A 13,453-nucleotide genomic window follows, 5' to 3' on the forward strand; every position below is an offset into this window, starting at 1 on the left:
ATTAAATCTCCTCCAATGGACAAAAAAATGAATAATGACAATACCGATTACGTGAGTAATGAATCAGGGACGCTTTCGCGATTATTTAAACTACCGCAACACGGGACAACCGTTCGCACAGAATTGATTGCGGGTATGACTACTTTTTTAACTATGGTGTACATCGTTTTTGTTAACCCACAAATTCTTGGCGCAGCGCAAATGGACCCAAAGGTGGTGTTTGTTACTACCTGTTTGATTGCGGGCATTGGCAGTATTGCGATGGGAGTTTTTGCTAATCTTCCCGTCGCGCTGGCGCCTGCGATGGGGCTGAATGCGTTTTTCGCCTTCGTGGTGGTGGGGGCGATGGGTATCACCTGGCAGACGGGAATGGGCGCTATTTTCTGGGGCGCAATTGGGCTATTTTTGCTGACTCTTTTTCGTATCCGTTACTGGATGATCTCCAACATTCCGTTAAGTTTACGTATTGGTATCACCAGTGGTATCGGGCTATTTATTGCCTTAATGGGATTAAAAAATACCGGTGTTATTGTCGCCAATAAAGACACGCTGGTGATGATTGGTGATTTAAGTTCCCACGGCGTGTTGTTAGGTATTTTAGGGTTTTTTATTATAACCGTGTTGTCATCGCGTAATTTTCATGCGGCGGTGTTGGTTTCTATCGTCGTCACTTCCTGCTGTGGATTATTTTTCGGAGATGTTCATTTCAGCGGAATCTATTCTATTCCACCTGATATTAGCGGTGTTATTGGCGAGGTTGATTTGAGCGGGGCATTATCGCTTGAGCTTGCCGGTATCATTTTCTCCTTTATGTTGATCAACCTATTTGATTCATCAGGAACATTAATTGGTGTAACTGATAAAGCTGGCTTAATAGATAGTAACGGTAAATTCCCTAACATGAATAAGGCGCTATATGTTGATAGCGTGAGTTCGGTGGCTGGCGCGTTTATCGGAACTTCCTCTGTTACCGCCTATATTGAAAGTACTTCTGGCGTGGCGGTCGGCGGTCGCACGGGGCTGACTGCGGTTGTTGTTGGCGTTATGTTCCTGCTGGTTATGTTCTTCTCACCGCTGGTGGCGATGGTTCCACCTTACGCCACCGCCGGGGCCTTAATCTTCGTTGGCGTATTGATGACATCGAGCCTGGCACGCGTTAACTGGGATGATTTTACCGAATCGGTACCCGCATTTATCACCACGGTGATGATGCCCTTTACGTTCTCGATCACTGAAGGGATTGCGCTTGGCTTTATGTCTTACTGCATCATGAAAGTGTGTACGGGTCGCTGGCGCGATCTGAATCTGTGTGTGGTGGTTGTAGCGGCATTGTTTGCGCTGAAAATCATCCTGGTGGATTAGTATCTGATAAGCGTTTCCAGATATCATGAGTGCCGGTTACGCAGGAGAACTCATGATCTGGATAATGCTCGCTACGCTGGCGGTGGTGTTTGTGGTTGGTTTTCGGGTGCTGACATCCGGGGCCAGAAAAGCGATTCGCCGCCTCAGCGATCGGCTGAATATTGATGTTGTACCCGTTGAGTCAATGGTTGATCAAATGGGAAAGTCAGCCGGTGACGAATTTTTACGTTATCTGCATCGCCCGGATGAGTCGCACCTGCAAAATGCCGTGCAGGTGTTGCTTATCTGGCAGGTTGTCATTGTCGATGGCAGCGAACAGAACCTGCTGCAATGGCATCGGATTTTACAAAAAGCCCGCCTTGCCGTGCCGATTACCGATGCTCAGGTCAGGCTGGCGCTGGGTTTTCTGCGCGAAATAGAGCCTGAAATGCAGGAGATTAATGCATTCCAGATGCGCTACAACGCGTTTTTTTCAGCCTGCTGAGGGCGTTTACTGGCTGCATTAAAACCGCTTTGCCTGATGCGACGCTGGCGCGTCTTATCAGGCCTACAGACCGAGTACGGATAAGGCGTTCACGCCGCATCCGCTATCGGATCTGACAGTAGACGGACGCATTCTCTACGTTCTATTTACAGCAGCACCTCTAGCCCGTGTTTTTGCACAATACTAAGTAGTTTTAATGACATGCCGCTGGGGCGTTTAGCGCCACTTTCCCATTTTTGTACAGTTGAAACGCTGGTATTGAGATAGTGAGCGAAGACGGGTTGACTCACTTTTAATTTTTCCCGTAGTGCTTTTATCTCAACAGGTTGTAAGTCTGGCACGCTGGACAGGCAGGCTTTGTCAAAAGTACGCATTGTTTCGGCAGAAATGGCATCAACACTGGACAATCCAGCAGCCGCGCTGTGAATGGCCTCAAATGCAGGGCTTTTGAATTTAGTTTTTGCAGTCATAGCAGATCTCTGTCAGTTCTTTACTGTTAATCATTGCTGTCAGTTGGGCTTTCGTCAGGAAGGCATAATGCTTTGCGAGTTCACGAAATCCAGACAGTTCCTGACTATTGATGTTCGACATATCCTGTTTTGCATATAAAAACGTGTAAAACCAATTGCTACCCCCTTTCGCCAGAATAATCGCACGCTCACGATTTTGGTGAAGGCGCTTTTTAAAAACGCCACCACCAAGCGCATCAGCTTTACCCTGATCTGTTTCTAAAATGGCCCGGCATAACTCTTCATCTGTTATTGCATGAGACTTGGCTTCCCTTGCAAACCATTTGGTTTTAAACACACGCATATCGTTGATGTCCTGTTATTAAAGCATATCACTAAGTGCGATACTTTATCCCTTGTTTCCAACGAAATCGCGTCAATGCATATCACCTTGCCATATGATTTTTATTTCCTCGAGCAGCCTCGAATTTTTCCCACAACATCGTAAAAGTTGCAAAAAACGTTAAATGCATCACACATTTCAATGTTAGACTGGTCGGCTTTTCCCCTGAAACATGCCACGGGTAACACCATGAGTGAATTTATTGCAGAAAACCGCGGCGCGGACGCCATTACCCGACCGAACTGGTCAGCCGTTTTCTCGGTGGCGTTTTGCGTCGCCTGTCTGATTATCGTTGAGTTTTTGCCCGTCAGTTTGTTGACGCCGATGGCGCACGATTTAGGCATTTCGGAAGGGGGTGCCGGGCAATCGGTGACCGTAACCGCTTTTGTGGCGATGTTTGCCAGTTTGTTTATTACCCAGACCATTCAGGCCACTGACCGCCGCTACGTTGTCATTCTGTTCGCCATTTTGCTGACGCTTTCCTGCTTACTGGTTTCCTTTGCCAACTCATTCAGTCTGCTGTTAATCGGTCGCGCCTGTCTGGGGCTGGCACTGGGCGGATTCTGGGCGATGTCGGCGTCGCTGACCATGCGCCTGGTACCGCCTCGTACGGTGCCGAAGGCGTTGTCGGTGATCTTCGGCGCGGTGTCCATTACGCTGGTAATTGCCGCGCCATTGGGCAGTTTTTTAGGCGAGCTTATCGGTTGGCGCAATGTCTTTAATGCGGCGGCGGTGATGGGCGTGCTGTGTATTATCTGGATTATCAAATCATTGCCTTCTCTGCCTGGCGAACCGTCACATCAGAAACAAAATACCTTTCGCCTGTTGCAGCGTCCGGGGGTGATGGCCGGGATGATCGCCATCTTTATGTCCTTTGCCGGGCAGTTTGCTTTTTTTACTTATATTCGCCCAGTGTATATGAATCTGGCGGGATTCGGCGTTGATGGCTTAACGCTGGTGCTGTTGAGTTTTGGTATCGCCAGTTTTGTTGGGACATCGCTTTCGTCGTTCATTCTCAAACGTTCGGTGAAACTGGCCTTAGCGGGCGCACCGTTTGTGCTCGCCCTGAGCGCGCTGGTACTGACACTGTGGGGAAGCGATAAAATTGTTGCTACCGGTGTGGCGATTATCTGGGGGCTGACCTTTGCTTTAATTCCCGTTGGCTGGTCAACGTGGATCACTCGCTCATTGGCCGATCAGGCAGAAAAGGCTGGGTCTATTCAGGTGGCCGTTATTCAGCTTGCCAATACCTGCGGTGCGGCAATCGGCGGTTATGCGTTGGATAACATTGGTCTGACTTCGCCGCTGATGTTGTCCGGCACATTGATGTTGCTGACTGCATTGTTGGTTACTGCCAAGGTGAAAATGAAGAAATCCTGATGTCAGGTAAAGAAGCGTTGGTCAGTGGTTGTTGCCGTTCTTACATATCCGGGCATTCTACCTTACCCAACGCTTCCCAATAATTGCTCTGATTATTACGTTCCATCGCCACGATGGCCTCGCGTATATGTTGTTTATTGTTTTCATCTGACAACATTAACTTTTCCCACGCTTCATCTGACAACGATGCCTTCGGGGTGCAAATTTTCCGCAAATCCTCTAATACCGTATTTTTCTCTTTTGCGGACTGCAGTGAGCTAAAAGGCGACTCGGCGTATACGATGCCTGGCATAGCGAGAAAAAGTGAAAATAAGCAGTAGTGTCGTTGGTTTCATGGATTCAACCTTTTACAAATGTGTATCAAATGAAGCATAAGTGTAGTTTGCTTTCATCGCTCTCATCATGCTGTACGAAACGCGCTTGCGTGGTCAGTAAGAAGTGCCAGACCTTATATTCCACTTTTATTCCTTTTTATTCTTATCGATAGCGTTTCGTTTTTTAAACCGCAGCGACCTTACCGCTATAGTCAGGTAATCATTAATAAAAGGATAAAAAAATGAAACTGACAACACATCATCTACGGACAGGGGCAGCATTATTTCTGGCGGGGATCCTGCTGGCAGGCTGCGACCAGCAAAACAGCGATGCAAAACACATTAAAGTTGGCGTCATTAACGGTGCCGAACAGGATGTGGCAGAAGTCGCTAAAAAAGTGGCCAAAGAGAAGTATGGCCTTGAAGTTGAATTGGTTGGATTTAGTGGTTCGTTGTTGCCGAACGATGCAACTAATCAGGGTGAACTGGATGCCAATGTCTTCCAGCATCGTCCTTTCCTTGAACAGGATAATCAGGCGCACGGTTACAAACTGGTGGCGGTAGGAAATACCTTTGTCTTCCCCATGGCTGGCTATTCGAAAAAAATTAAAACAGTCGATCAGCTAAAAGAAGGAGCGACAGTAGCGATTCCGAATGATCCGACCAATCTGGGGCGTGCGCTGTTACTGTTGCAAAAAGAGAAACTTATTACCTTAAAAGAGGGGAAAGGTTTACTGCCAACGGCGTTGGATATTACTGAGAATCCACGCCATTTGCAGATAATGGAGCTGGAAGGGGCACAGTTGCCACGTGTACTGGACGACCCGAAAGTGGATGTAGCGATTATCAGCACCACTTACATCCAGCAAACAGGACTTTCTCCGGTGCACGACAGCGTATTTATTGAAGATAAAAATTCACCGTATGTGAACATTCTGGTGGCGCGGGAAGATAATAAGGATGCAGAAAACGTGAAGGAGTTTCTGCAATCTTATCAGTCACCAGAAGTTGCTAAAGCGGCAGAAACCCTCTTTAACGGTGGCGCGGTGCCTGGCTGGTAATGATCAACCGTACCGCGCCGGACGATTACATTTTTCTGGCGCGGCGGCGGGAATCCATTGAAATCAAAATCACCGATGACAGAATCAGCAGCGTTCCCAGCCAATCTGGTAATGTGAAGGTGATCCCCAGCAACAGCAAAGAGAGCAGTGCGCTACTTAATGGTTCTGCACAACTCAAAATACTGGCTTTCGGCCCGCCAATTAACTGTGCGCCTTTCAGATACAGACTAAAGGTCAGCGAAGTTCCAATTACCACCAGATAGAAAAAAGCCAGAATCAGGCTGCCATTAACCACGAAATTTGTTCCTTGCCCGGCATAAAAGGGCAGCAGGACCAGCCCACCAATGAGCATACTCCAGCCGACGACGGGCAGCGTGCCGTAACGGGCAATGAGCGTTGAGGGGTATGTCGTATAGAATGCAGCAGCAAAGGCTGAAGCAACCCCCCAGAACAGCGCAGCAGGAGAGATCGACAACGATGTTGGATTACCGTGGGTGACCAGCAAAAATGTGCCTATCAGGGAGGTCAAAATCGCGGTAAATACCAGAATACCGGGGCGCGATTTTCGTACCAGTGAGAACCAGGCCACGATAATCGTTGGTGATAAAAATTGCAGCACCGTTGCTGTAGCTGCATTGGATTTTTCAATCGTCAGTAAGAAAGTTAGCTGGACGGTCAGGGCGCCAACAATGGAAAAAATAAGCAGGCTGATGGCATCTTTATGATTCTTAATGATTGAGAAGACTTTATCGCCGTGGACAAAAGAGAGCGTCAGTAGAATAAATCCGGCAAATATCAGTCGCGTCATGGTCAGAAACTGCGATGACATCTGACTTTGTTCCATGATGTATTGCGCGCAAACGCCTGAACTTCCCCATAATACGGCGGCAATCAGAACGTTTATCATCCCCTTTCTGGTGGAACCCATTTTTCCCTCTGCATACTGTTTTGTCGTTTATGTATGCAGGCATGATAGCAAAAATGGTGAGAATGACCCCTTCAGGTAAACCCGTCATTTGATGGGGCGAGCATTTATGAAACGAGTGAAATACTTGTTAAACCGTCAGGTTATGACGTTATCATTTTGTTCTGACAGCGTGCTACTGTTCGCTTTTTAAACGCGATGAATGTTATGCAAATCCATAAAGTAGTAACCCCCGAGTTTGTGAAGAAGTTTGCCTGCGTCGGCCCCAGCTGCCTGATTTCCTGCTGTCAGGGATGGCAGATACACATCGACAAGAAAACCCATCATACTTACCTCAACGAACAACACCCGAAAATTGCCCTGTTGGCGAAAGAGAATTTATTACGGGTGAGAAATGGTAAAAGCCGCTATTCGATAATCAAACTGGACGCGCAGGGTCAGTGTCCGTTTCTCGATGAAAATAAATTCTGCCTGGTCCATCGCGATCTGGGAGAAAAAGCACTTTCAGAAACCTGTTCTACTTATCCACGTAGCAAAAAGTACTACGCCGATACAACTCGCCATTCGATGGTGCTCTCATGTCCAGAAGTAGCCCGACTGGTATTGTTTGATGCCGACAGCATGTTAGTGCACGAACAGGATGATCTGTTGGCGAAGGCGAAAAACACCTTCACCGCCAGGCAGCCGGTTAATCAGATCCACCAGATTGTGCATCTCTTTGCCTGGCACCTCCTGCAGGCGCCATCGTTGAACGTTGAAGAAAACCTGATGGCGTTGGCACAGTTTATGGTTTACCTGCAGCGCATTGAGTTCGATCTGCACAACCATTTTGCGCAGGCTGAACAGTACCATCAGGAGCTATTAAGCGAGCTGGCGGCAGGTATTAGCCTGATGAGCCAATCAACGCCTACGGAGTCGGTGGGATTGAAGGTGCGTGCGCTGACGGTATTGGGGTCGCTTGTCGCGAATAAGAGCAGCAGGGATCGTATTATTGCTGACGCGCATCGAAAGATGGCGGTGTATTTAGACGTAGCAAACAGCCCGGATAAGCAGGTTCTGGCTGACAAGTTTGCTGTCCTGAATAAACAGTGGCAGCAGCTTTGCCAGGATTCTATCCTCAGTGCTCCGCATGTATTGCGCAATTTACTGACCTACAAAATATACCACTGCCATTTTCCGGATGCTGATTTCTCAACGGTCATGCGCCAGGTTTACCGTTTAATTCTCGACTATTTCTATATTAAGCATTTGTTGAGTCTGACATCGCTGGAAGCAACTCTGGATGAGGCAACGGTACTGAAAATTGTGGCGAGCCTTGCCGAGAAAACCTTGCATTCGTCAACGATTAACCAGCGGATGGATAAAGCGATCGACATGATCAATGCCGGGGACGATCTCTCCTGCCTGCTGTTGATTCGTTAAATTCGCCTGTCGGGGATTGGGTTAAGCGTTTGTCTGACATCTCGCTTCCGCTGTAATAAATATTAAGAACAACTTCGGTAAAGCAGGTTGAATCATGAACGGAAGAAATTATCTGCTTTAAACGGTATTACAAGGGATTGGTGAACGTCAGAAGAGGCATTTTGGCGGAAGATCACAGGAGTCGAACCTGCCCGGGACCGCTGGCGGCCCCAACTGGATTTGAAGTCCAGCCGCCTCACCGGAGACGACGATCTTCCGCGCCTCGATTGCTACATGGAGGCGGGGCGCATTATAGCTACTTCCTCGCCTTATCACATCCCCCATCACACTTTTTTCCGCTTCGTTTCGCCTTGCCATGATCCTATTCACAGAAACTCTCGGCAAATCCATAAGTTACACTTTGGCACAACCGCGCTCCCAGAAAAAAGAAACGTAAGTTGATAACAAAAAATAGCACTATCCGTATTCTTAAGGATGGTTTACGCCGTGCAATGAGCGGGAACGAACATGGTAATTGGATACTCTACTGTTTGTTATTTATTGAAAAAATGCCGGGTACGGCTGTGTCGTACCCGGTGAGATTGATTTTTACTGCACTGGCTCCGTTGACGTAACTTCGCCACTGGAAACTACGCCAGCATTCATGGTTTGGGTTACCTGCTGCTTTTCAGCGTTCACAGCATGGAGTTGCCCGTTAACCGTGGGTTTTAGCGGTGCATCAGCCTGAATATTGCCGCTGGCGGTGAGCTGAATATTGCCGTCGCCAGTCAACGGTAATTCAGGCCATCCCCACTGTTGCAAAATATTCACCGGCACACCGCGTCCATTCAGGCTGATATGAGTCTGGCGCTGCGGCGTTTGCGAAACACTGGCAGTGGCTTCCAGAATGCCTTTCTCGGTAAACGCGCTAAGTTCGCTGATATTCACCGTGCTGCTGTTGGCGGCCAGTGCCAGCGACGGACGGCGAACATCAACACGATTGAACGTCGCGGCGGCGGCATTCAGATTCGCTGTGCCACTCCAGACGCCCCATTGGTGATTGGCAACCAGTGTCAGATTCGCGCCATAGCCATCGAGCGCGGTGAGTTGCCATGGAAGTCAGGGTCGATATCAATGATCAGGTTGCGGCTGGCGCTAAATCTCTTCAGTTGCAGACTGTTTAACCAGCCGGGTGTTGTTTCCCTCCATAACTGTTGCCAGTTTTTTGGCAGGGTATATTCCAGCCCGACAATTGCCGCATCATCGAGGATCAGCGTTTTCCCGTCGCGTTGCCAGTTTCCTGACGTTCTCACCATGCCACCTTCCCAACGGCTGGTAAACTGGCGCAGCGCCACGCCCTGCGGGGAAAATTCTGCGTTCATAATCGGGTCAAACAAATGCAGCGAACCATAAATAAACTCGCTGGCATTCATCGACAGCTTTCCTTCCTGTGTCTGCCAGTCATCTTTACTGAAGGTCATGTTGCGTAAGCTGAGATCGAGATCGGTCACCGCCCAGTCCGGGCCTTGCAGGCGAGCATCTATCACTTCCAGGCGACCAATCTGTAACGAAGGCACAGAGCGCAATGGTGCAAAGAAATCAGTCAGCGATTTTTCGCTTTGCAGACGGATATCCGCCATGCGCAGGTTTTCCACCTGCCAGCTACCGTCGGCGTTACGCTGCGCGTTTCCGGTTAATGTACCGCGCGCGATATCGGCACCCAGATTGGTCAGCGTAACGCGATCGTTATCAATACTGCCTTCAACCAACACATTGGTGGCAGGAACATCATTGAGCGACAGGGAGCCAGCACTGAACTGAATCTGCGCTTTCGTTCCCAACACTTTACCGGCTTCTGGCGACCACGGAATGACGCCGCCATTTACCCGCTGAGCACTTAATTTCCACTCGCTATTTGGGCTATTAAATGCCATATCGCGCAGTTGCAGGCGATCGGCTTTGAACGGTAGCGGGGCGGTCTGGTCGGTGAGATTCAGCGTCCCGTTTTCCAGCAGAATGGAATCGACATGGCGCGGTTCGGTCAGTTGCCGACTACTCAAGGCGATATCAACACTTTTTGCCACCAGGGTAGCGGGCTGTCCATCACGACCAAACGTGACGTTCTCCAGTATGATATGAGACGGCGCGGAAAAGCGGTGATCCATTGCCCCGAAGACCAAATGGTAGTCGCTATTTTCGGAAATCCATGCGCTGATATGCTCCGCACCCCAACGGGTTTGCAGAAGAAAATAGAGGCCAGTTATCACTACGAGTAGCGCGACGAAAATGTAGAGAAGCAGCTTCCCAATAAATTTCATAGTCTTCCATCCCGCGAAATACACATAAGGGAGTTATGCACGATTTACGCGCATTCCTCAAGGCGGGAATGGTGAAAGAGGGGCGCTGCGGCGGTAAAGAAACTTACCGCCGCTAAGTGAATTACGGTTTTTCCGGCGGGAAAATCAGGTTCAGCACAATGGCAGTAATACCGCCAGCGGCAATACCTGAAGAGAGCAGGTTTTTCAGCCAGTCAGGGGCAAATTGCAAAATCAGCGGCTGCTGAGAAACGCCAAGACCGACGGCCAGCGACAGTGCAATAATCAGAATTGCCCGACGGTTCAGCGGCTCCCGGGAAACGATGCGTACACCGGATGCGGCGATGGTGCCAAACATCACAAGCGTAGCGCCGCCCAGAACTGGCTCTGGGATGTGTTGCACGAAACCACTCACTGCCGGGAACAGGCCCAGCACGATCAACATCAGCGCCACCACAAACCGACATAACGGCTGGCAACACCCGTTAACTGAATTACACCGTTGTTCTGTCCGAAGCAGGAGTTCGGGAAGGTGTTAAATACTGCCGAGACAAACGAGTTCAGGCCGTTTGCCAGCACGCCGCCTTTCAGACGTTTCATGTACAGCGGGCCGGAAACCGGCTGTTCGGAAACGTCAGAGGTCGCGGTGATATCGCCAATGGTTTCCAGTGAGGTGATCATAAAGACCAGCATCAGCGGCAGCAGTAGGCTCCATTCAATACCAAGACCGTAATAGAGCGGCGTTGGTACCATAATCAGTTCTTGCGTCATCGGTTCGTTGCTTTCTGGCAACATACCCATAAACCACGCCAGCGCATATCCGGCCGCCATCGCAATCACCAGCGAGGCCACGCGTAAGTAAGGGTTACGTTGGCGGTTAAGCAGGATAATTAAGGCTAAGACCACACCCGCCAGCAGCAGGTTTTTCGGTGCGCCAAAGGTGTTGTCGCTCATGGCCGCATAGCCGCCACCAATGGACGTTAACCCAACCTGAATTAGTGACAGGCCGATAATCATCACCACGACGCCAGAAACCAGCGGCGTAATAATGCGGCGCGCCAGATGCAGAACTCGAGAGATCACCATCTCCGTGCAGCTTGCTAACATCAGCGTACCGAACAGTGCCGCCATCATGGTGGGAACATCAGCACCACCGGTCTTCAGCGCCGTGCCGCCCATAATCAGCGGGGCAACGAAGTTGAAACTGGTCCCCTGAATCGACAACAACCCGGAACCTACCGGCCCCCAGGCTTTAATCTGAATAATCGATGCCACACCGGAGGCAAACAGCGACATACTAATAATGTGTTGTGTGTCCTGTGCCGGTAAACCTAGCGCCTGGCAGATGAGAAGCGCAGGGGTGATCACCGCGACAAACATCGCCAGCAGGTGCTGACAGGCGGCAAACAGAGTTTGAGCAAGCGGTGGACGATCTTCAAGACGATAAATCAGTTCGCTGTTTTGAGTCTGCGCAACCGGTTGCGCATTTTCTGACTCGAGAGTGGAAACAGACATCGAAAACAATCCCGTGGTAGCAAAGCGGGCATTTTAGCTGACCGAAGGGCAAAAGCAAACGTTTGCTATGCATTCTTCTAAATATTTAAATGCGATAAATGCACTTTTTTATATAACTTTTGGTTGTTTTCTGCTTAAAATCCATGCCATTTTTTTATTTTCAGCTAAGAATTCGAACCGGGAAAGCATGACTCGAAACTCGTCATAGTGCACCTTACAGTACATGTGCGATGCAGTATGACGAGTATGAAAGAGTGGTGCGGATACAAAGGAGCTATCTATGTTTCATCTCGACACTTTAGCAACGCTTGTTGCAGCAACGTTGACGTTGCTGCTCGGGCGCAAATTAGTTCACTCTGTCTCCTTTTTGAAGAAATACACCATACCGGAACCTGTTGCGGGTGGTTTGCTGGTGGCGCTGGCGCTGCTGGTGCTGAAAAAAACCATGGGCTGGGAAGTCAATTTTGATATGTCCCTGCGCGATCCGTTGATGCTGGCTTTCTTTGCCACCATCGGTCTGAACGCCAACATTGCCAGCTTACGTGCCGGTGGCCGTGTGGTGGGTATTTTCCTGATTGTGGTTGTTGGCCTGTTGGTGATGCAAAACGCCATCGGTATTGGTATGGCCAGTCTGTTAGGTCTTGATCCGCTGATGGGGCTGTTAGCTGGGTCTATTACGCTTTCTGGCGGTCATGGGACTGGCGCGGCGTGGAGTAAATTGTTCATTGAACGTTACGGCTTTACTAATGCGACGGAAGTCGCAATGGCCTGTGCAACGTTCGGTCTGGTGCTGGGCGGGCTGATTGGTGGCCCGGTGGCGCGTTATCTGGTGAAACACTCCACTACACCGAACGGTATTCCGGATGATCAGGAAGTCCCGACGGCGTTCGAAAAGCCAGATGTAGGACGCATGATCACTTCGCTGGTACTGATTGAAACCATCGCGCTAATTGCTATCTGCCTGACGGTGGGGAAAATTGTTGCGCAACTTTTGGCTGGCACTGCTTTTGAATTACCAACCTTTGTTTGTGTGCTGTTTGTAGGCGTGATTCTGAGCAACGGTCTGTCAATGATGGGCTTTTATCGCGTCTTTGAACGTGCGGTATCGGTGCTGGGTAACGTAAGTCTGTCGTTGTTCCTGGCGATGGCGCTGATGGGCCTGAAGCTGTGGGAGCTGGCTTCGCTGGCGCTGCCGATGCTGGCGATACTGGTGGTACAGACCATTTTCATGGCGTTGTATGCCATCTTCGTCACCTGGCGCATGATGGGCAAAAACTACGATGCGGCGGTGCTGGCTGCGGGTCACTGCGGCTTTGGTCTTGGTGCAACACCAACCGCAATCGCCAACATGCAGGCGATTACTGAACGCTTTGGCCCGTCGCATATGGCGTTCCTGGTCGTGCCGATGGTCGGTGCGTTCTTTATCGATATCGTTAACGCCCTGGTGATTAAGCTGTATTTGATGTTGCCGATTTTTGCGGGGTAACCGATGAAGCGGCGGTGTAAGCGCCGCTTCAACAAAGACAAATGCCTGATGAGCTTCGCTTATCAGGCCTACATATTGATTCACAATTTATTGAGTTCGTAAGTTTCTGTAGGCCGGATAAGGCGCTCACGCCGCATCCGGCAGGAAGGTAGATCAACCTGAAACGGCGGTCTTCTCACCGCCGCCTTTTACGCATTCGAGTAACGTTCAGTCTCTGGCATCCAGCGTTCTATCAGGGCTTTTGCCTGCTGTGGGTAACGTTCATGAATATGTCGCGCCAGGCGCTGAACTTCCGGGATCATCGCCTGGTCGCGCAGTAAATCTGCCACTTTAAATTCGGCATTACCCGTCTGACGTG

General features: G+C 49.7%; 8 protein-coding genes, 1 tRNA gene and 5 pseudogenes. 6 read left to right on the forward strand and 8 right to left on the reverse strand.

Annotated elements, in window-relative coordinates; all coding sequences use genetic code 11:
- Positions 1-27: 27 nt before the first annotated feature.
- Together adeQ and CRI63_RS11935 are read left to right on the forward strand one after the other, a co-directional pair.
- A complete protein-coding gene (adeQ, locus tag CRI63_RS11930; RefSeq protein WP_130235748.1) occupies positions 28-1,362 on the forward strand; it encodes an adenine permease AdeQ in 1,335 nt (444 codons plus the stop codon).
- Between the two features lie 52 nt (positions 1,363-1,414).
- Positions 1,415-1,868: pseudogene (locus tag CRI63_RS11935) on the forward strand (DUF1198 domain-containing protein).
- 124 nt (positions 1,869-1,992) lie between these two features.
- On the opposite strand, the gene CRI63_RS11940 reads toward CRI63_RS11935, so the two are convergent.
- Both CRI63_RS11940 and CRI63_RS11945 read right to left on the reverse strand, forming a co-directional pair.
- The gene (locus CRI63_RS11940; protein WP_000125641.1) at positions 1,993-2,316 is read right to left on the reverse strand and encodes a DNA-binding transcriptional regulator; all 324 of its coding nucleotides are present in this window, start codon (positions 2,314-2,316) and stop codon (positions 1,993-1,995) included.
- Positions 2,300-2,653 carry a type II toxin-antitoxin system RelE/ParE family toxin gene (locus CRI63_RS11945; protein WP_135493162.1) on the reverse strand — a complete coding sequence of 118 codons (354 nt, stop codon included), beginning with the start codon at positions 2,651-2,653 and terminating at the stop codon, positions 2,300-2,302. Before CRI63_RS11945 ends, CRI63_RS11940 begins: the two co-directional genes overlap by 17 nt.
- A gap of 234 nt (positions 2,654-2,887) precedes the next feature.
- On the opposite strand from CRI63_RS11945, the gene nepI reads away from it, so the two are divergent.
- Positions 2,888-4,078 (forward strand): purine ribonucleoside efflux pump NepI, encoded by a 1,191-nt coding sequence (gene nepI / locus CRI63_RS11955; RefSeq protein WP_135519636.1) that lies wholly within the window; start codon positions 2,888-2,890, stop codon positions 4,076-4,078.
- A gap of 40 nt (positions 4,079-4,118) precedes the next feature.
- On the opposite strand, the pseudogene yicS reads toward nepI, so the two are convergent.
- A pseudogene (yicS, locus tag CRI63_RS11960) lies at positions 4,119-4,413 on the reverse strand (protein YicS).
- 221 nt (positions 4,414-4,634) lie between these two features.
- On the opposite strand from yicS, the gene nlpA reads away from it, so the two are divergent.
- Positions 4,635-5,453 carry a lipoprotein NlpA gene (gene nlpA, locus CRI63_RS11965; RefSeq protein ID WP_130222484.1) on the forward strand — a complete coding sequence of 273 codons (819 nt, stop codon included), beginning with the start codon at positions 4,635-4,637 and terminating at the stop codon, positions 5,451-5,453.
- Positions 5,454-5,456: 3 nt separating this feature from the next.
- Here nlpA and CRI63_RS11970 read toward each other — a convergent pair.
- Positions 5,457-6,381 (reverse strand): annotated as a pseudogene (locus CRI63_RS11970) (carboxylate/amino acid/amine transporter).
- Positions 6,382-6,585: 204 nt separating this feature from the next.
- On the opposite strand from CRI63_RS11970, the gene fliB reads away from it, so the two are divergent.
- Positions 6,586-7,800, forward strand: a complete 1,215-nt coding sequence (fliB, locus tag CRI63_RS11975) for a flagellin lysine-N-methylase (RefSeq protein ID WP_135486997.1) — start codon at positions 6,586-6,588, stop codon at positions 7,798-7,800.
- 162 nt (positions 7,801-7,962) lie between these two features.
- On the opposite strand, the gene CRI63_RS11980 is transcribed toward fliB, so the two are convergent.
- The 3 genes and pseudogenes from CRI63_RS11980 to xanP form a co-directional block, all read right to left on the reverse strand.
- Positions 7,963-8,057, reverse strand: a tRNA-Sec gene (locus tag CRI63_RS11980).
- Positions 8,058-8,388: 331 nt separating this feature from the next.
- A pseudogene (locus CRI63_RS11985) lies at positions 8,389-10,097 on the reverse strand (AsmA family protein).
- Positions 10,098-10,218: 121 nt separating this feature from the next.
- Positions 10,219-11,609 (reverse strand): annotated as a pseudogene (gene xanP / locus CRI63_RS11990) (xanthine/proton symporter XanP).
- Between the two features lie 280 nt (positions 11,610-11,889).
- Here xanP and gltS point away from each other — a divergent pair.
- Positions 11,890-13,095 (forward strand): sodium/glutamate symporter, encoded by a 1,206-nt coding sequence (gene gltS, locus CRI63_RS11995; RefSeq protein ID WP_064526038.1) that lies wholly within the window; start codon positions 11,890-11,892, stop codon positions 13,093-13,095.
- Positions 13,096-13,283: 188 nt separating this feature from the next.
- Here gltS and CRI63_RS24390 read toward each other — a convergent pair.
- Positions 13,284-13,453 (reverse strand): hypothetical protein (locus tag CRI63_RS24390; RefSeq protein WP_167852311.1); only part of this gene is annotated, 170 nt, incomplete at its 5' end.

This window comes from Escherichia sp. E2661 (genome assembly GCF_004745185.1).
Lineage (GTDB): Bacteria > Pseudomonadota > Gammaproteobacteria > Enterobacterales > Enterobacteriaceae > Escherichia.

What these genes read in the sequence shown, in the direction of transcription:
- adeQ (WP_130235748.1), top strand. Translation starts at nt 28, where the DNA reads ATGAATAATGACAATACCGATTACGTGAGTAATGAATCAGGGACGCTT.
- CRI63_RS11940 (WP_000125641.1), bottom strand. Translation starts at nt 2,316, where the DNA reads ATGACTGCAAAAACTAAATTCAAAAGCCCTGCATTTGAGGCCATTCAC.
- nepI (WP_135519636.1), top strand. Translation starts at nt 2,888, where the DNA reads ATGAGTGAATTTATTGCAGAAAACCGCGGCGCGGACGCCATTACCCGA.
- nlpA (WP_130222484.1), top strand. Translation starts at nt 4,635, where the DNA reads ATGAAACTGACAACACATCATCTACGGACAGGGGCAGCATTATTTCTG.
- fliB (WP_135486997.1), top strand. Translation starts at nt 6,586, where the DNA reads ATGCAAATCCATAAAGTAGTAACCCCCGAGTTTGTGAAGAAGTTTGCC.
- gltS (WP_064526038.1), top strand. Translation starts at nt 11,890, where the DNA reads ATGTTTCATCTCGACACTTTAGCAACGCTTGTTGCAGCAACGTTGACG.